Raw genomic sequence first — 18,827 nt, 5'->3', positions numbered from 1 at the left:
CGATATTCATCGAGTGGACGCATCGATTGCCAAAACTGGTGCAATGCCCGGAAAAGCCTGGATTTTTGGCAATTGGTTGCGCCATCGCAATGGCTCGCGAAATCGCCACACCAAGGCGAAAGGATAGAGCGGAATTTATCTCCGCATCGGGCGGAAAAATCGATCTCAATTCCTCGGCGCGTGGCCTGAAACCTCGGCGCCCGCACCCGGCGGCAGCGCGAGGAAGCGGAACGACGCCACCAGCCCGATGGCGCCGATCGCCAGGAAGGCGATTCGAAAATCGACGAGGTCGAGCGCCGGCCGGTCCCTGGCGATCTGCGACAGGTTGAGGATCGCCGCCGCCACCGCGACGCCGAACAGCATCGCCACTTGCTGCAGCATGCTCGACAGCGTCGCCGCCGAGCTGCGCTGCGCCGCGTCGATGTCGGCGAAGGCCAGCGTGTTGAGGGCAGTGAACTGCATCGAGCGCGACAGGCCGGCGATCAGCATCAGCACAATCACCAGCGCTTGCGGTGTTTGCGGCGAGATCGCCGCGCAAGCCGCGATCGACGCCGAGGCGATCAGGCCGTTGACGACCAGCACCGAGCGGAAGCCGAAGCGCCGCAGCGTCGGCGTCGTCACCGTCTTCATGCCGAGATTGCCGAGGAAATAGGCCAGGATCATCATGCCGGCATCGACGGGGCTGAGACCGAAACCGACCTGGAACAGCAGCGGCAACAGGAACGGCGTGGCATTGATCGCCACCCGGAAAATGGTGCCGGCGGCAAGCGTCGATATGGCGAAGGTCAGCACCTTGAACGACGAGAGGTCGAGCAGCGGATGCGGCGCACGCCTGAGATGGCGCATTGCCAGCCAGCCGATGACGATGCCGGCGGCGATCAGCAGCACTGTTGGCAGGACACCGTCCTCAGGATGCGCGATGCGCTCGAGGCCGTAGAGCAACAGGGCGAGCCCGGCCGATGTCAGCACGAAGCCCGGCCAGTCGAGCGGCTTGGGATCGGCTTCGCGGTCGCCCGGAATGAAGCGGGCGACCAGCGCCAGCCCGATCACCCCGAGCGGGATGTTGATGAAGAAATTCCAGTGCCATGACAGATAGGTCGTGATGAAGCCGCCGAGCACCGGCCCGACCACGGGCGCGAACAGCGCCGGCCAGGTGATCAGTGCCGTGGCATTGAGCAGTTCGGACTTCGAGGCGTTGCGCAAGACGAGAATGCGGCCGACCGGTGTCATCAGCGCGCTGCCCAGCCCTTGCACGACACGTGCGGCGACGAACTGGGTCAAATTCTGGGAGAAGCCGCAGGCGAGCGAGGCCAGCGTGAAAAGGATGATCGCTAGCAGGAAGATGTTGCGCGCGCCGAAGCGGTCGGCGAGCCAGCCCGACAGCGGCACGAACACCGCCATGGTCAGCATATAGACGGTGATGCCGATGCTCATCGCCACCGCCGGCACGCCGAAGGACGCGCCCATCTGCGGCAGCGAGGTCGAGATGATCGTCGAATCCAGCAACTGCATGAAGAAGGCGATGGCAACGATCAACGCCACGCGCCGCGCATTGGTGGCCGTTTCGGGTAAGGTTTCAGTCTCGGGAATGGCAGTCATGACGGGACCGGTTTGAACAGCATTTGGCCGGCCGCGTCCAGACACGGCGCAACAAACTTTCGTGTCGCATCGCGGCCTGTTATGGATGAGCGGCGACCGGGGAAAGTGCACGCAGCAGATGAAACCCATCTATATCGACTACCTCAATGCGCTCGACATTGACGCCCTTGCCATGACCGATGGTGAAATCATTGCCGCCGTCGAGGCTGGCCTGGTGGCGCAAGGCAATGGCCAGACGGTTATCGAGCCGCGCGTTCATCTCGAGCCGGATCCGTCCTTCCACGGTCATTTCAATGTGTTGCGCGGCTACGTCGCGCCGCTCGACACCGCCGGCGTCAAGATCGTCGGCGACTATGTCGACAATTACCTGCACGGCCTTCCCTCGGAATTCGGCATCCTCAATCTGTTCGATCCGCGCACCGGCACGCCGCGCGCCATCCTCGACGCCACCGTCATCACCGACATGCGCACCGGCGCCGTCACCGCTATCGGCGCCAAACATCTGGCGCGCAAGAATTCGAAGGTGCTGGCCCATATCGGCGCGCGCGGCACCGCCTACTGGAATGTGCGCCTGCTCGACCATCTCTTCGACTTCGACGAGATCCGCGTCCATTCGCGACGCCCGGAAAGCCGCGACGGCTTTGCCGCCAAACTCTCCGCCGATCTCGGCAAGACGGTGACGGCGGTAGCCGACTGGAAGAGCTGCATCGAAGGCGCCGACATCGTCGTCGAGGCCTCGCGGCTGCCTGAGCCGCAGCCATTGTTGAAGACCGAATGGATCAAGCCCGGCGCGCTGGTCGTGCCCTATGGCACGATGAGCGCGGTGGAATTGTCGCTGAGCGACATCATGCAGAAAATGGTCGTCGACGACTGGGGGCAGTGCAAGGGCGGCAAGTTCGGCTCTTTGCGCGCCCATGTCGAGACCGGGCGCCTAAGCGAAAAAACGCTGCATGCCGAGCTTGGCCAGATTGCCGCCGGCCTCAAGGCCGGGCGCGAAAACGACAGCGAGACGATCCTGTTCTGGCACCGCGGCCTGTCGCTGTCCGACATTGCGTTGGGCAAGGCGATGCTGGCCAAGGCGCAGGCGCAAGGCATCGGCCAGAGACTGCGTTTCGCATGAGCGCGCTCGTCCTCACCGGAGCCGGCGTCGGCACTGCGGATGTCGCCGCAGTCGCCCGCGAAGCGCGCAAGGTGGAGGTCGCGCCTGATGTCATCGGCAGGCTGGAAAGGGCGCGAAAGGTGCTCGACCAGGCCGCCGCGTCCGGCCAACCCATCTATGGCCTCAACACCGGGCTCGGCGCCAATCTCGGCACCACGGTGGAGGGCGACGCCAGCGTCTTCCAGCGCCAGTTGCTGGAAGGACGCAGCGGCGCGGTCGGCGAAGCTCTGTCGGTCGAAAGCGTGCGGGCAACCATGTTTGCGCGCGCGGCGATGCTTTCTACCGGAGGCTCCGGCCTTTCGCCTGCCGTGTTTGTGGCTTTGGTCGACGCGCTCAATGCCAGCGTCCATCCGGTGATGCCGTCGCTCGGCTCGATCGGCGCCGGCGATCTGGTGCTGATGACGGCGCTCGCCCGCCTGCTGACCGGCGAAGGCGAAGCAGACTATCAGGGTCGGCGCATGCCGGCCGCCAAGGCGTTGATGATGGCCCGCCTCGTCCCCATCAGCCTGGCGCCCAAGGACGGGCTGTCGCTGATCAACGCTTCGGCGGTTTCAGCGGGCAGCGGTGCGCTCGTAGTGACGGATGCGCTGTCCGCCCTTGCCCAGCAGCACCAGGCCGGCGCGCTGACCATGGAAGGCATCGGCGCCAACCGCACCATCCTCGATCCGCGCCTGCACATGGCGCGCCCGGCGGCAGGCCAGCAGGAAGCAGCCAAAGCCCTGCACGATCTGCTCGCCCGCGACGAGGCGCCGGCGCCGACCACCTTGCAGGATCCGCTGTCGATCCGCTGCATGCCCTCGATCCATGGCGCGCTGATCGAGGCGATCGGTCAGGCCCGGCAAGCCGTGGAGATCGAGCTCAATGCCGCCGCCGACAACCCGCTGGTGCTCAGCGACGACGACCTGGTGCTGTCGACCGGCAATTTCCACACAGCGGCGCTGTCGCTCGCCTTCGAGACGCTCGGCCTGGCGATCGCTCAATGTGCCGCCGCGAGCGCTGCCCGCTTCATCCAGCTCACCGGCTCCGGCCGCAACGGCCTGCCGAAATATCTGTCGCCGGTCGGCGGCGCCTCGGCCGGCTTCGTGCCGCTGCAGAAGACGGCGACATCGATCCTGGCCGCCATCCGCCACAGGGCCAATCCGGTGATGCTCGACTTCCTGCCCGTCTCGGAAGGCGTCGAGGACCATGCAACGCAGACACCTCTGACTGTTGCGAAATGCGCCGGGATGGTCGCGCTGTGGCGGCGGCTGATCGCCTTCGAATTGATGGCGGCCGCACAGGCGATCGACCTGCGCGACCGGTTCACGCCAGCGCCCCGTACCGCCGCTGTTCACACGGCGATACGCGCGCTGGTCCCCGCCCTGAAAGAGGACCGGCCGCTCGGCATCGACGCCGAAGCACTCTATGCCGCCCTCGCCGGCGGAGGCTGGCAGGTGAATCTACGCCCGGCCGACCTTGTCCAGGAACAGGCGTAGCTCACCCGGATCCATGTGCACCACATGCCTGTCCTCGGGATAGGCAAGGTTGTTGACGTCGGCGACGTACTCCGAGAACGCGGCGATGCGCTCGGCCTGCAAGCGATCATATTCGGCGGCGAAATTGCGATAGACCTTGGAGTGGCGGGGCATGTGGCCACGGTTCTGGCCGAGGATGTCGTCGGCGAACAGATACTGCGCGTCGCAGCCGGTGCCCGCCCCCATCGACAGCATGATCAGCGACGTCCGCTCCGAGATCGCCTTGGCCACCTCGACCGGCACCACTTCGATCTCGGCGCCGATGGCGCCGGCGGCCTCCAGTTGCTTTACCGCTGCGAAGACCTCCATGGCGGTGTCGGCGGTTTTGCCGACCGCCTTGAAGCCGCCCGTCCAGGTGGCGCGCGACGGGATCAGGCCAACATGGCCGATGACCGGGATGGCGTCGTCGGCCATCCGCTTGATCGTGGCGTAGCCGGCGCTGCAATAGACCGCGTCGGCGCCGGCCTTGTAGAGCCGGAAGGCCCAGCGCAGGAAATCGTCGGCGGTGCCGATCTCGAAAAAGTTCTCGCCCGGCATGGTGAACAGGCTGGGCGCCGCATCGCGGTATTGCGGGTTGAGCACCAGTTCGGGCGGCACCGAGACGATGTCGACCCCTGCCCGTTCGGCAGCCTCGGCCTCGTCCATCGTCAGCACACGCAGCATGGTCAGCTGGCGCTTGCCCTTCATGGCGCGCAGGTCCGCCACCGTCGGTCTTTTTCGGCTCATCGAAAGAATTCCCTCTGTTATGTGCTGCGGCAGGTCAGCCGATCTGGATCATCACTTTGCCAGCCTCGACCTTCACCGGATAGGTTTTGAGATTGACGCAGACCGGTGCGCCCTTGGCGGCACCAGTTTTGTAGTTGAAGCGGCCATTGTGCTTGGGGCATTCGATGATGTCGCCCATCACCAGCCCGTCGGCCAGATGTGCCTTCTCATGCGTGCAGTACCCGTCGGTGGCGAAGAACTCGTCGTTCGGGCTGCGATAGATGGCAAAGGTGCGTCCGCCATGGTCGAACCGGATGACGTCCTCTTCCTCGACATCATCGACGCCACACGCTTCAACCCAGACGGCCATCTGGTTCTCCCCTATTCCGCTGCCGCCGGGACGGTCAGGGCGTGGAACTCCTCCCGGTACGGCCGCGCCGTCGGTGGCAGCTCGCGCTTGAGGAAGTAGTCCTCGTACTGGAGTTGTTTGATGAGCACCGGCCAGACTTCGCGATAGGCATGCCACATCGAAGGGTTCGGCTCCGGCAGATCATGCTTGATCAGTTCATGCAGCTTCGGCAGCGCGTGATAAGGCACCATCGGGAACATGTGATGTTCGACGTGGTAGTTCATGTTCCAGTAGATGAAGCGGCTGATCGGGTTCATGTAGACGGTGCGCGTGTTCAGCCGGTGGTCGGTGACATTGTCAGCCAGCCCGATATGCTGCAACAGCCCGGTCAGCACCATGTGCCAGCTGCCGTAGAGGCGCGGCAGGCCGATCAGCACCAGCGACAGGAATGACCAGAGGTAGAGGGCCAGCGCGATCGTCGCGACATAGATGGCGACATGCCAGCGCGCGGCGATCACCGCCTTGTGCTGCTCCATCTCGGGTACGAAGCTCTTTTCGTCGGGCGAGAGGTTGCCGAACGCGTTGCGCACCAATGTCGGCAGCGAATAACGGAAATCGAGCACGCCGGTGAAGGCGAGTGCGGCGCGCAACAGGTCCGGCGGACGCATCACGGCGATCTCGGCGTCGCGGCCGACGATGATGGTGTCGGTGTGATGACGGGCATGGCTCCAACGCCAGGTCACCGGATTGCGCATCAGCATGAAGCTGGCGATCTGGTACACGACGTCATTCATCCAGCGTGTGCGGAAGGCGGTGCCGTGGCCGCATTCATGCCACCGCGAGTCGCTGGAGGAGCCGTAAAGCACGCCGTAGACCAAGAAGAACGGCACGCACCACCATGTGCCCCAGAACCAGATGCCGCCGGCAGCCGAGCCGAGGATGGCGGCGATCCAGATGATGGTGTCGCGGATCGCCGGCCCGTCGGAGCGCTGCATCAGCTCCTTCATCGTCTTGCGCGGCACATCGGTATGATACCACTCGGCCGAGGCCAGCCCGGTCTCGATCGCGATCCGCGTGCTTTCGCCAACCAGGCTGTAGTCGCGCTTTGTCTTGCCAGCCGTCATCATGGCCTCCGGATAGTGAACCGGGCGGGCTGATCAGCCTGCCCTTCCTGGCGGCACGCGCCCGTCATCGACCTGTGCCCCCGAGGATCGGAAAATTACCTGATGGCATCGGGTAATCCTCTTGCGGCTGTGTGGCGATCGCCGCGATCCGTCGCTCGCATGCAGCGATCGCGCCGGCGCCGTCGAGCACCCGAAACACCGCATCATAAGAGCGGCTGTCGCCATGCTCCAGCCAGATCATCTCGCCACGTTCGCGGGCAGCGAGATTGCCCAGCACATGATGCGTCGAGGGCTCTATTCCCAGCGCATACTGCCCCGCCTGGAAATTCTGCCATTGATAGGCGCAAGGCAGCTGGTCCTTGCGCGTCACCAGTTCAAGGCCAAGCCCGATGCGGTCGTTGACCACCGCCACAGGCACGTCGCCATTGGCATCGGCCGCCATGTCATGCTGCCAGACCTGTTCGCTGAAACCCAACTGTGGCGCCGGCATCGTGCGGTAGCCGACCTTCTGTGCCCGGTAGCGCTCGCCCTCATGGCTGGCCCAGACGACCTCCCGGATCGGCGCCAGATAGCGCGAGCCTTCGTCGAGCAAGGGATGGCTGATATTGACGTGGTAGAAATACATATGCGGCGTGCGGTTGAAGCCGTGATTGACGACACGGTCGAAGAGCCGGATCTCGTTGCCGCCGACATCGGCCTCGATGCGCCGCAGCAGATGCAGGTCCTCGCCGAACACCGCCGACTGCTGGATGATGCCTTCGGCCCACAGCACGCAGCGGTCGCCGTCCCAGGTCTCGCCATAACCGGTCAGCCTGGCCGGAATGGTGCCGACGCGGCCATGCAGCGAGTGGACCACGGCCTTCTTGCCTGGGTAGTTGTAGTTTTCGGCCGGCACTTCTTCCTGGCCCAATATGTGGTCGAGACCGCACGTCACCAGCAGACCGGAGAACGACCGAGCCCAGCCCAGCCCCCCTTCCCCCTCATACTCGTGCAGACCGGGGCTGCGAAAACCGCTCGGCGAATGCCAGCCGATGGCCTGGCCCTTGAAGTCGCAGTCGGCGATATCGAGCGCCCGGTCGACCAGCGCGGTGAAGCGCAGGCCCGAGCCGGTGCGGAACTCCAGCATGCGGACGCCGCGTTCCACACCGTCGCCGAGCGTCATCAGCCGCACGCCGGCGAATTGCGACAGCATGCCCGAGCGTTCACGGACCTGCCGGCGCGACAGCGTCTTGCCGTAGAGCTCTACCATGTCACGGCCGCTTCTTCACTTCACTGTCGTCCCTTCAACCGGCGGCGCGGAGTGACTATCACAGGCCGTTGGCGCGGAACTTCCCGTCGAGGAACTTCTTGGCGCGCGGCGCGTCGTCTTCGGCCAGATGCTCGATGATGACCGGGATGTTCGGATGCTTCTCGGCCAGCCGTTGAAGGTAGAGGTCGTAGTTCAGCGAGCCGAGACCAGGCGCCGGCAGTTCGATCTCTCCGACGCCACGGAAGGTGTGGCTTTCCATGGCGTTGTCGTCACCGATATCGGCGTGCTTCTCGGACTTGTCGCTGCCCGAACGCTTGACGTCCTTGGCGTGGGCAATCTTGATCTTGTCGGTCAGCGTGTCGAACACCTGATTCAGGATCTGGTCCATCCTGTCGATGTTGTGCGTCTCGAAATAGTTGGTCGGGTCCATCAGCAGGCCGAGGCCGGGATGGTCGACCTGGGCGAACATCCTCACCGTCTCCTCGACCGAACCGACGACGTTGTTGACATAGGTTTCGAGCAGGAAGACCGCGCCATGGTCATAGGCCGTCTGCGCGAGGTCGGCGACCACCTTGCGGCATTCCTCGAAACCCTCCTCGGTCTTGTTCTTGGGGTGATGCACCCAGTCGGATTCGGTGTTGTAGGTGCCGGTTTCCGAGATCACATAAGGGCTGCCGAAATGGCGGGCGTTGCGGATGATCTCCTTCAAATAGCCGACACGCTTGTCGCGCTCGGCCTTGTCCGGATGGATGATGTTGGTGTAGCCCGACACGCAGCAGATCGGCAGATTGTGTTCGCGAAACGCGTCGCGGACTTTTTTGGCCTTGTCCTTGGTGATCTGCCCGGCCGACAGGTCGACATCCCTGAAATGCAGGTCGAGTTGCACCGTGTTGAAATCGAGCCCGCGGATCTTCTTCGCCGTCTCTTCGAGACCGTACGGGAAATAGCCCGTGAAAATACCTGCCTGCATCATGGTGTGAATTCCTCCCTATAAGCGATTCAGTTGACTGGTGTTTCAGTTGATCGGGATTTCGGAAAGCTTGACCGTGCGGCCCTCGTCGATCGAGCGATAGCCCGCCTCGACCAGCGCCATGGTCTTGACGTTGTCGGCGACGGACAGTGCCGGCGGCGTGCCGGTCTTCACTGCATGCTGCAGCTGTTCCATCACGCCGATGAAGGCATGCGGGAACCACATCGTGTCCCAACGGGGCGTCACCCACGCGCCACCGGTCGTCTCGGTCGAGGCGTAGGTCAACGTCGAGGCAGAGCCCGTCGGCCAGCCGATGGTGCCCTTGGCGACACCCTTTGTGCCGTCGACGCGCCAGTTGATGTGCTGGTCGTCCTTGTAGCCATCCTGGCGCGGGCCGGACCAGACATCCTCTAGCGACACGGCGAGCACACCGGACGGAAAGCGCAGCGTCGACACCGTGATGCCGTCGGAATGGTCGAAGCGCGTGCGCGGGTCCTTGCGCGTCAGCGTAGTGATCTCGTCGGGATCGCCGAACAGAAAGCGCAGCACGTCGAGGTGATGCACGCTCATATTGGCGAGCGTCAGCCGGTCGTAGTCCTCGAGGAAGCTCTGCCAGTGCGGAATGGCATGCATGTCGATCTGCGCGAAGACGATGTCGCCCAGCGCGCCACTGTCGATGATCTGTTTCAGCACGCGCATCGACTGGTCGTAGCGCATGTTCTGGTTGACCGAGAGGATCTTGCCGGCCTTCGCCGCCTCATCGCGCAGCTTGACCGCTTCCTCGACCGACAGCGCCAATGGCTTCTGCGCCAGGATCGCCTTGATGTGCTTCTGCTTCAGTGCGTGGCGGATCAGCGCCGGCTGCTGGTCGGGCGGAAAGGCGAGATCGATGATCTCGACATTTGTATCCTCTATCAGCTTTTCCGGCGTGTCGTGGACGGTCGGGATGCCCCAGCGCGTCGCCACCTTCTCGGCGCTGGCCCTGGTGCGCGAAGCGATCGCCACCACCGGAAAACCGGCCTCCTTGTAGGCGGCGAGATGGCACTCGGCCATGATCATGCCGGCGCCGACGCAGCCGATCCTGTATTCTTTCGTGCGCACCTTCACGTCCGGCTCGAAGCCATTGTCTGCCATCTGATCCTCCCGAAGCTCTGTCCTTGCGGCCGCCGTCATCTTGCCAGCGCTCCCCCGCTTTGCCCGAAATAATGCACTCTGGCCGACTCGCAGGATATCGCCACCATGGCATCGGGCCTGATGTCAGGCTGGCCGCGCAACAATGCCTTCAGCCGCGCCTGCCCGGCAGCGAGCGTCACCACGGTGTAGCCGCCAAGCGGCTCGACCTCGAACACCCGCGCCGGGCGGCCCGAGCCCCCGTCTGCCCACGGTCTAACCTTGATATCTTCCGGCCTCAGCCCAATCTCAACGACATCGACGGGAGCGGCCTTGTCGGCAATGCGGATCGTGCCTTCGGCCGCTTCGACGCCGCCCTCGCCGCGCACTGACCTCAGGATGTTCATCATCGGCGAGCCGAGCAGCCGCGCCACATAGGTGCTGGCCGGGCGGTCATAGATCTCGGCCGGGGCGCCGATCTGCCTGATCCTCCCGTCCTCTAGGATGGCGATGCGGTCGGCGACCGACATCGCTTCTTCCTGGTCGTGCGTCACATAGATCAGCGTCTTGCCAAGCTCGCGCTGGATGCGCTTCAGCTCGACGCGCGTCTCCTCGCGCAGTCTGGCGTCGAGCGCCGAGATCGGATCGTCCATCAGGTACGCATTGGGGTCGCGCACCAGTGCGCGGGCAATCGCCACGCGCTGCCGCTCGCCGCCCGAAAGCTGCGCCGGCGGCTTGTGCAGGATATGGCCGATATGCAGTTTCGCCGCGACGTCGGCGACCCGCCTTTTGATCTCGAGCTCGGCGACCCTGCGTTCAACCAGGGGGAAGCGGACATTGTCGAGCGCGCTCATGTGCGGGAACAGCGCCAGGTTCTGGAACACCATCGCCACGTTGCGCTCGGCCGGCGACACCGTGTTGACCGGCTTGCCGCCGATCAAGATTTCGCCGGTGTCAGGCGTCTCCAGCCCGAGCACCAGGCGCAGGATTGTCGACTTGCCCGACAGCGGCGGACCAAAGAAGCAGAAGAACTCGTTGTCGTTGACCGTGAACGAGGCGTCATCGACAGCGAGTGTCTTGCCGTAGCGCTTGGTCACATTGCGGAAGACGATATCGGCCATCTTAACCTGCCTTGATCGCAAGGCCGGTCGCGGCGTCGAAGATACGCACCGACGATGCGGCGGGAGCGACGACAGCGATGTCGCCGATCGCCAGGCCGACATCATTGTCGAACACCGTCTTTACCGCGCTTTCGCCCTCGCCGAGATGAACGATGGTGCGCGCACCGATCCGTTCGACGAAGCTCACCGGCATGGCGAGGCCCCGCCCATCTTGCACAAGCGTCGCCTGTTCGGGCCGAAATCCGTAAAGCACCTCGCCGCGCGCGCCACGCAAGGCCGCCGCGAGCGCGTCCGGCAGCCGCGGGGTGATGCCCAACGGCCCGAGATCGACGACCAGCCCACGGTCGCTCTCCGCCGGCCTGCCCTTGAGCAGGTTCATGCCCGGCGCGCCTATGAAGCGAGCGACGAAGACATTGGCTGGATCGTTATAAACCTCGAGCGGCGTGCCGACTTGCTGCAGCACGCCGTGATCCATGACAGCGATGCGGTCGGCCATGGTCATCGCCTCGAGCTGGTCGTGGGTGACATAAACCATCGTCTGCCTGAACTGGCGCTGCAGTTGCTTCAGTTCGGTGCGCATGACGGCCCGGAAAGCGGCGTCGACATTGGACAGCGGCTCGTCGAGCAGGAAGATCGCCGGCTCCATGATCGCCGAGCGGCCGATTGCCACCCGCTGCAATATGTTGACCGACAGCCGATCGGCCTTGCGGTCGAGCAGCGGCGTCAGCTGCAGCATCTCGGCAATGGCGCCGACGCGGCGATCGATCTCGGCCTTCGCGGCACCACGCATCTTCGGCCCGTAGGCGAGGTTCTGGCGCACCGTCATATGGGTGAAGATGGCATAGTTCTGGAAGACGAAGCCGACGCCGCGCCGCCCCATCGGCACCCCGGCCATGTCGCGCTCGCCGAACAGGATCTTGCCGCCGGTCGGCTCCTCCATGCCGGCGATCATGTTCATCGTCGTCGATTTGCCGCAGCCTGACGGCCCGAGCAGTGCCATGAACTCGCCGTCCGATATGGCAAGATCCATCGTCTTCAGCGCAGTGAAGTCGCCGAACTTCTTGACCAGGCTCTGCAAGTGGATCGCACTCATGCCGGCACCTCGCGCGACCGCGCCATGCGCCTCATGGCCAACACCGCGACGATCGACAGCACGATCAATATGGCCAGCGCGATTGCCGCCACATAGCCCCAGATCAGGTCCTGCGTGGTGAGCTTGTAGATGTAGACGGAGATGGTCTCGGTGGCGACGCCGGGGCCGCCGCCGGTCATGATGTAGAGCGTGTCGAAGATCTTGAAGTTCTCGATCACCCGGATCGCCAGCGCGATGATGATGATCATCTTCATCTTCGGCAGCACGATGGTGACGAAGCGCTGCCACGGATTGGCGCCGAGCAGCGTCGCCGCCTTGATCTGATCCTCCGGCACGCCGACCAGACCGGCAAGCAAGATGAGGAACATCAGCGGCGTCCACTGCCAGATGTCGGCGACCATGACCGCAAACAGCGCCAGCGTCGGATCCGACAGCCAGGCAATGGTGACGGGAGAGCCGGTGAGCGACGACAGGATATCGTTCACCGGTCCGCCCGACTGGAACAGCATGAAGAACATGTAGCCGGCCACCGCCGGCACCACCATCATCGGCATCAGCAGGATCGAGTAGAAGATGCGCTTGCCGGGAAAATCGTCGGCAAACAGCGTCGCCAGCGCCAGCCCGAGCAGGAATTCCGCCGGCACGCAGACGATCATGACGATGGCCGTACGCTTCAGTGCGCTCCAGAAGCGCGCGTCGGCGGCAAGGTCGGTGTAGTTGGCGAAGTTGTTCCACAGCGACCAGGCGTTCCACCAACCAAGGCCCGACAGCGGCGACCAGTCGGTGACGCTGATGTAGAGCTGCATCAACAGCGGGAAGGCCGAGATGAACAGCACGAGGATCTGCGCCGGCAGCGTCAACCGGAAGCCGAGCCTTGCCCCTTCGTCGCGCAGGTCCGGTCTTGCCTGGGCGGTTTTCATCGCGTCCTCTGAAATCGTCGCCATCACCGCGCTCATTGCTTGAGCGCCCCGAAAGTCAGCCCGCGCACCAGATGGCGCTGGATGGCGATGCCCATGATGACAGGCGGCACGGCGGCGATGAGGCCAAGGGCTGCCTTGGCGCCATAGAGCTGCCCGGTCATCGAGGACGACAGCGAAGCCATGTAGACCGGGATCGTCACCCATTCGCGCGTCGTCAAAAGCAGCGCGATCAGATAGTCCGACCAGTTGAGGATGAAGACGAACAGCGCGGCACTGGCGAGCGGCGCGCGCATCATCGGCAGCGTGATGCGGGTGAAGACGCGCAGCCGCGAACAGCCCTCGACAAGTGCTGCCTCCTCGATCTCGCGCGGCATGTCGTCGAAGAAGGTTTTCATCAGCCAGAAGGCGAAAGGCAAGGTTACGATGCCATAGATCAGAGACAGCCCCCACCAGCTGTCGGTGAAATTGAGGAAGGACCACATGATCATCACCGGGATCATGACCGCCATCGGCGGAAACAGCCTGAGCTGGATCAGCGCCAGCGGCAGGTTCTGGCCGGAGCCGAAACGCGACAGGCCGTAGGCGGCGGCAGTGCCCGCCGACATCGAGATCACCGTGCCGAACACCGCCGACAAGAGCGACGAGGCGATCGGCTTCAGAGCGGTGCGGTCGAGCGCGACGATCAGGTTGTTGGTGGAGTCGCCGAAGACGAAACGGAAATTGCTGAGCGTCGGGTTCTTCGGCCACCATGTCAGGTCGGCTCCGGTCGCCGACCATTCGGCGATCGGCTTGAACGCCATCGACACCATCCACAGGATCGGCACCAGCGTCACCGCCATCGCCGCGAAGATAGCGGCGTAACGGAATATCTCGAAAGGGATGGAACGCTTCATCTGGCGGCTTTGCTGGTGGCGTCGTTGGCGGAGGGGAGAAGCAAGCTCCTCCCCTCCTTCGATGTGATCCCGGGAGGAGGATCAGGCGATTGGATCGAGAACTGTCGGCCAGGCTTCCTTGTTGGACTTGATGGCTTCTAGCAGCTTGTCCTCGCCGGTGCGCCTGGCGATCTTCTTCCACTCGGCTTCGGTGTCGGCCATCGCCTGCTCGGCGGTCTTGGCCTTGGTCAGTGCCGCCATGAGGTTCTCGTCCAGCGCATTGTGGAAGGCTGTCGCGCCGGGATAATTGATGGTCGGCACGGTGCGGGCCACCGTCTCGCGCACAATGTCCATGTGGTAGGCATGGTAGGTCTGGCGCACCAAAGGATCGGAGAAATCCGAAAGCCGGAACGGATCCAGATAGCCGCCAGGGTTAGCGCTCATCCAGGCGTAGATGCGGGCGGAGCCCAGCCATTGCAGCAGCAGATAGGCGACCTCCTGGTTCTTCGACTGTGACGAGACCATTCCGGTCAGCGAGAACCACAGCACGGAACGGCTGATCAGCTTGCCGTCGATCTCGCGGCCGGGCGGCAGCATCGAACCGATCTTGCCGGTGACAGCTGAATCCTTGTTGCCGGCATTGTCGAGGAATTTCGGCAGGTTGGAGAAGGCGCAGGTCATCGCCGCACCACCCTTGGCGAAATTGCCATACTGCTCAGGCCAGCCCCACGAGATCGCATCCGGCGAATGATGCGACAACGATGCGATATATTCGTTGGTGGCGGCGATGCCTTGCTCCGAATTAATCAGCGGCTTGCCGTCATCGCCAAACAGGAACTGGTTGGGCGAGGCCATCGAGACATAGCGCTGGTACCAGTTGGTGTAGCCCCAGCCCTGGTTGCGCAGGTCGGTCGAGCCGAACAGGCCCTTGTCCGGGCGCTGGAAAAAGGCGGCGATGTCGCCGTGCTGCTTCCAGGTCTTCGGCGGCGCCAGATCGTAGCCATACTTGTCCTTGAAGGCCTTCTTCTCGGCCTCGTCGCCGAACAGGTCGGTGCGGTAGACCCAGGTTTGGAAGTCGCCGTCCAGCGACACGCCATAGTTCGAGCCGCGATATTTGTTGAGCAGCGACACGCCCTTGGCGCCGTTGACATAGCCGGTCACCGGATCGTCCCACTCAGGCTTGTACTGCGCGACAAAGTCGTCGAGCTTGGCGATGCCGCCGGTTTCGGCGAGGTCGCCGAGGCGGTTCCATTCGGTCGAGTAGATGTCGTACGCCCCACCCTTGGTGGAGATGTCCTGCATCGTCTTGGTGAATTCCTGGCCGTTCGGCAGGCCGACGATTTCGATCGGAATGCCGGTCTCCTTTTCCCACAGATCCTTGATCGACGGCGCGCCGGCAGGGAACGGCTGCGTCAGTTGGCCGATCGAACCGTCCGACAGGCCAAGCACGATCTTGGCCGGCGCCTTGCCGGCACCCTTCAGCGCCTTGGCCGCCTCGATGGCGCGGCCTTCCGGTGTGTCGGCGCCATATTGGTAGCGCTCGGCTCCATCGAAGCCGGTCGGGCCACCGATCATGCCTGGCGCCAGCGCGTCGGCCGCATAGGCGCGGCTCGGACGAATGAATTTCGGCGCAATACCAGCGGCGGCCATGATCACGGCCGCTTTTCCTCCGGACGCCAGCAAGCGGCGCCGCGACATGCGGATCAAGTCAGACATTGAAACTCCTCCCTCAGGGCCACGTTTCCTCCACGGCCTTATGAGGGATATTGACGGCAGCATGGGAACGATGTCAACATCATAAATAATCAAAATACCTCACAACATTGCAAACAGAGCGAGAAAATGCGTTATATCGGATCCATACATCACTCCTGATGCCTAGATTTGAGGGGAAATGCATCTTGCCAGCCTCGTGCAGCCCTGCCGGGCGATTTGATTTAGCCCGGCGGCTTGCGCATCGGCCAAGGGCGGATACATCATTTCCCATCAGAATCGCGAATGGCAGAGAAGCCACCCGACCTGACGCATGCAGGAGATGAAAGACGGTGCGGTCCACCCTGACTGACATAGCCCGGGAAGCCGGTGTCTCGGCCGCCACGGTCGACCGAGTGCTCAACAACCGCCCCGGCGTGCGGGCGCGCACGCGTGAAATCGTGCTCGAAATGGCGCAGCGGCTCGGCTACATCGCCGAAGGCCCGAACGGGGCGCCGCCGGGACACTTGCCCAGCGATGTCATCCGGCTCGACTTCGCGCTGCCGGCCGGCACCAATTCCTTCATCAAGATGCTGCACCGCCACATCGAGGCGCAGGCGCAGTCACGACCCGACCTCGATGTGCACATCGCCACCATCGAAGGGTTCAACCCGGACGGCCTCGCCCGCCTGCTGCAGGAATTGCGTGGACGGACGCAAGGCGTCGGCGTCATTGCGCTCGACCATCCGACGGTGCGCGAGGCGATCCGCTCGCTGTCGGCCAACGACATCAAGGTGGTGACCATCGCCTCCGACATCCTGCATGTGCCGAGGGTCGCCTATATCGGCATCGACAACCGCGCCGCCGGGCGGCTGGCCGGCTATCTGCTCAACCGCTTCATGGGATCGGGACGTCCGGGCAAGGTAGCGCTGTTCGCCGGCTCGCTGTCCTATCGCGGCCACGAAGAACGCGAGATGGGGTTCCGCCATATCCTGACGGAGGAATCGCCCAATCTGCAGATCGTCGAGATGCGCGAAATGCTCGACGACCGCGAAAAGGCCTATTCGGAGGCGTCCGCCCTCCTGGAGCGGCATCCCGACCTTGCCGCGATCTACAATGTCGGCGCCGGCAACACCGGCATCGCCCGCGCACTCAAGGAGCGCGGCCGCGCGCAGTCCATGGTTTTCCTCGGCCATGAGGTGACCGACGGCACCAAGGACCTTCTGCTCGATGGCACGCTCGACGCGGTCATCGACCAGAATCCGCGCGTCGAGGCGCGTGAAGCGCTCAACACCTTAACCCATGCGGTCAGAGGACTGCCCTATGAATTGCACCAGCCAAGGCTGCAGGTGATCTTCAAGGAGAACATCCCGGAGATCTGACCCAGCCGAGCGGGGCAGCGCTGCAAAGGCCCGCCCCATCAGATGCTTCCACTCAGTCTGGGAGACTCCCGATGCTGACAATCGCCCGGCCATCCGCTCCGAGGCCGACCGCGATCCGGTCGCCGGAGGCGACACCGGCAATGTCGCACACCACCAGCGGCATACGGATGTCGTAGAGGAATTCGGCGACGATGGCGCCCACCGCAAGGATCGGGTCCGGCCGCTCCAGAAGAATGCCGGCCGGTGCCGTGCCCCTGCGGATCGCTTCGGCCAGGACCGAGGATGAGGATGACGAGCCGCGCCCGCTCGGCATGACCAGGATTTTGCCGGCGACATTCTGGCTGAGGCCCGGATGCGAATGGTCAATGATGTCGCCAGTCTCGGCGTCGATGCCGCCCCAGAAGCTGAGCGGCTGCGAAAACACCAACGCCTGGCCCTCGGCCTCGCCGGCCAGCTGGAAGGTGCCGAACCGCTCGACGGCCCCGGTTTCTGTCGACCAAATCATGGCGCACCCCGCACGACATGCCCGACTGCAGCCGAGCGGATGCAATCCTTCATGTCGGCGAAGGCGACGGACACGCCGATATTGCCCGGCGCATAGTGCGCCCATTTGCCCGAATTGGTCATCACCACGCCGTCGAGCCGCTCGAGGATCGAGGTGACGTAGGTGCAAGTGTCGGCGACCGGGATCAAGCCGAACGCCTCCATGCCGGCCAGCGCGCCCTCCTCCTGCAATCGCGTCAGCGTTGCGCGGCCGGTGTTGACATAGATCGGGATGCGCCTCCCCGGCGCAACGTCGCGCAGCATCGGCAACAGCCGCATCCATTCGTCATGCGAGAAATGCGGAGTACCAAGCGACACGGCCGCCAGCGGCGCGCCATCGGGCACACTCGATAGCTTCGCCAGCGCGTGATCGATATCAGCGCGGGTGATGCGGATCGTCTCTTCCGCCGCGTAGCCCTGGAACGCCTCATAAAGCGTGCTTGCTTCCGGCGTAATGCCGACCGCATGGAACAACGCCACTGCGCCGGTGGTTGCCGCGGCGGCGCCTAGCGCCTTCAACTGGTCCTCGTCGCGCGGTTGTGGCAGGCCTGCAATCACCGGAATCCGGTCGCCGCTCGCTTGCCCGATGAATAGCCCAACGCCGACGAACAGGCTGTCGTTCGGCTCCGGGTCAGGAACGGCCAGCTCGAACAGGATCCGGCCACGCCGGTTCTCGCTCAGATGCAGGCCCCAGGCCGGCGCGCGCCCGGTCATGGCGCAACACAGGTCGATGAAATCGCCATAGCGGTTGGTGCGCGCGCCGATGACCGAATTGGCAAAGACGATGGCGTTGGATTCACCCCAGGCGATCTGCTCGCCGAAGCCCGGCCGGAACCGTGTCTGGTAGGGTGCGCAGGTGAAGGTCGCCTGGCAGCCGAGCTCCACATGCGCCTTCATCAGCCGCCGCGCCGGCACTTCCTCCGCCGCCGGCATCTTCACCATGCCGGGATGGATGAGATCGAACGAGCCGACATTGAGCGTCGTCGGCACCTGGACGCGGCCGCCGCCCTCGACCAGCCGTTCGACGAAATCGAGCCCGGCCTTGCCGTGGTAGAGACAGCCATCGATATGCGCGCCAGCAATGTCGAGCAGGCAGCCCGCGCCAACCGCATTGGAAAACGCGACCAGGATCTTCATCGCGGCAGCTGCGGACGGGCCTTGCTCGCCGTCGAGCATGGATCGGTCCCTGGCCGTCAATTCCAGCGCCATCGATGTGCTCCGGCCCTTATTCGATCTTATGGAGGGACAGCACCCCCCTCTGCCCTGCCGGGCATCTCCCCCGCAAGGGGGGAGATCGGCTATCATAGCTGTTTCGCAAATTCTTGCGTTGCTGGAGAGGCTAGAAGGGTGAAGCGGACAATCTCCCCCCTTGCGGGGGAGATGCCCGGCAGGGCAGAGGGGGGGTGGGACGGAACGCCAACCTCC

17 protein-coding genes are annotated in these 18,827 nt (G+C 64.0%); 3 read left to right on the top strand and 14 right to left on the bottom strand.

The genetic code is table 11. The annotated features are described in order from the left end of the window. Positions 1-165 precede the first annotated feature (165 nt). Entirely contained in the window at positions 166-1,599 is a 1,434-nt protein-coding gene (locus tag B5V02_RS07850; RefSeq protein ID WP_111543547.1) for a DHA2 family efflux MFS transporter permease subunit, read from the bottom strand. A 118-nt stretch (positions 1,600-1,717) separates the two neighbouring features. Between B5V02_RS07850 and B5V02_RS07845 the strand changes: the two genes are divergently transcribed. Both B5V02_RS07845 and B5V02_RS07840 read left to right on the top strand, forming a co-directional pair. Further along, entirely contained in the window at positions 1,718-2,719 is a 1,002-nt protein-coding gene (locus B5V02_RS07845) for an ornithine cyclodeaminase family protein (protein ID WP_111543821.1), read from the top strand. Further along, positions 2,716-4,233 carry an HAL/PAL/TAL family ammonia-lyase gene (locus B5V02_RS07840; protein ID WP_111543546.1) on the top strand — a complete coding sequence of 506 codons (1,518 nt, stop codon included), beginning with the start codon at positions 2,716-2,718 and terminating at the stop codon, positions 4,231-4,233. The genes B5V02_RS07845 and B5V02_RS07840 overlap by 4 nt, the downstream gene beginning before the upstream one ends. Here B5V02_RS07840 and B5V02_RS07835 read toward each other — a convergent pair. The 11 genes from B5V02_RS07835 to B5V02_RS07785 form a co-directional block, all read right to left on the bottom strand. Then, positions 4,198-4,998, bottom strand: coding sequence for a 3-methyl-2-oxobutanoate hydroxymethyltransferase (locus B5V02_RS07835; protein ID WP_111543545.1), 801 nt, complete (start codon positions 4,996-4,998; stop codon positions 4,198-4,200). The genes B5V02_RS07840 and B5V02_RS07835 overlap by 36 nt on opposite strands. Before the next feature lie 34 nt (positions 4,999-5,032). Next, complete coding sequence (locus tag B5V02_RS07830; protein WP_111543544.1) at positions 5,033-5,347, bottom strand: MocE family 2Fe-2S type ferredoxin; 315 nt, start codon at positions 5,345-5,347, stop codon at positions 5,033-5,035. Positions 5,348-5,358: 11 nt separating this feature from the next. Continuing rightward, a complete protein-coding gene (locus B5V02_RS07825) occupies positions 5,359-6,453 on the bottom strand; it encodes a fatty acid desaturase family protein (RefSeq protein ID WP_111543543.1) in 1,095 nt (364 codons plus the stop codon). A gap of 61 nt (positions 6,454-6,514) precedes the next feature. Continuing rightward, positions 6,515-7,699 carry an aldose 1-epimerase family protein gene (locus tag B5V02_RS07820; RefSeq protein ID WP_111543542.1) on the bottom strand — a complete coding sequence of 395 codons (1,185 nt, stop codon included), beginning with the start codon at positions 7,697-7,699 and terminating at the stop codon, positions 6,515-6,517. A gap of 58 nt (positions 7,700-7,757) precedes the next feature. Next, on the bottom strand, positions 7,758-8,672 hold the full coding sequence (locus B5V02_RS07815) for a sugar phosphate isomerase/epimerase family protein (RefSeq protein ID WP_111543541.1): 915 nt from the start codon (positions 8,670-8,672) through the stop codon (positions 7,758-7,760). A gap of 42 nt (positions 8,673-8,714) precedes the next feature. Further along, a complete protein-coding gene (locus B5V02_RS07810) occupies positions 8,715-9,803 on the bottom strand; it encodes a Gfo/Idh/MocA family protein (RefSeq protein WP_111543820.1) in 1,089 nt (362 codons plus the stop codon). A 35-nt stretch (positions 9,804-9,838) separates the two neighbouring features. Next, entirely contained in the window at positions 9,839-10,900 is a 1,062-nt protein-coding gene (locus tag B5V02_RS07805; protein ID WP_111543540.1) for an ABC transporter ATP-binding protein, read from the bottom strand. 1 nt (position 10,901) lies between these two features. Beyond that, complete coding sequence (locus tag B5V02_RS07800) at positions 10,902-11,993, bottom strand: ABC transporter ATP-binding protein (protein ID WP_111543539.1); 1,092 nt, start codon at positions 11,991-11,993, stop codon at positions 10,902-10,904. Next, entirely contained in the window at positions 11,990-12,949 is a 960-nt protein-coding gene (locus tag B5V02_RS07795) for a carbohydrate ABC transporter permease (protein ID WP_111543538.1), read from the bottom strand. The genes B5V02_RS07800 and B5V02_RS07795 overlap by 4 nt, the downstream gene beginning before the upstream one ends. After that, positions 12,946-13,806, bottom strand: a complete 861-nt coding sequence (locus B5V02_RS07790; RefSeq protein ID WP_111543537.1) for a carbohydrate ABC transporter permease — start codon at positions 13,804-13,806, stop codon at positions 12,946-12,948. Before B5V02_RS07790 ends, B5V02_RS07795 begins: the two co-directional genes overlap by 4 nt. Before the next feature lie 81 nt (positions 13,807-13,887). Beyond that, positions 13,888-15,501, bottom strand: coding sequence for an extracellular solute-binding protein (locus tag B5V02_RS07785; RefSeq protein ID WP_111543536.1), 1,614 nt, complete (start codon positions 15,499-15,501; stop codon positions 13,888-13,890). 329 nt (positions 15,502-15,830) lie between these two features. Here B5V02_RS07785 and B5V02_RS07780 point away from each other — a divergent pair, with 329 nt between their 5' ends. Continuing rightward, complete coding sequence (locus B5V02_RS07780) at positions 15,831-16,859, top strand: LacI family DNA-binding transcriptional regulator (protein ID WP_111543535.1); 1,029 nt, start codon at positions 15,831-15,833, stop codon at positions 16,857-16,859. 52 nt (positions 16,860-16,911) lie between these two features. Here B5V02_RS07780 and B5V02_RS07775 read toward each other — a convergent pair whose 3' ends face one another. Continuing rightward, the gene (locus tag B5V02_RS07775; protein WP_111543534.1) at positions 16,912-17,364 is read right to left on the bottom strand and encodes an aconitase X swivel domain-containing protein; all 453 of its coding nucleotides are present in this window, start codon (positions 17,362-17,364) and stop codon (positions 16,912-16,914) included. Next, positions 17,361-18,611, bottom strand: a complete 1,251-nt coding sequence (locus tag B5V02_RS07770; RefSeq protein WP_111543533.1) for an aconitase X — start codon at positions 18,609-18,611, stop codon at positions 17,361-17,363. Before B5V02_RS07770 ends, B5V02_RS07775 begins: the two co-directional genes overlap by 4 nt. Between the last annotated feature and the right edge of the window lie 216 nt (positions 18,612-18,827).

Source organism: Mesorhizobium kowhaii (assembly GCF_003253745.1).
Classification (GTDB): domain Bacteria; phylum Pseudomonadota; class Alphaproteobacteria; order Rhizobiales; family Rhizobiaceae; genus Mesorhizobium; species Mesorhizobium kowhaii.
The sequence above is the reverse complement of the archived record's forward strand: the minus strand, read 5'-3'. Positions and strand labels throughout refer to the sequence as shown.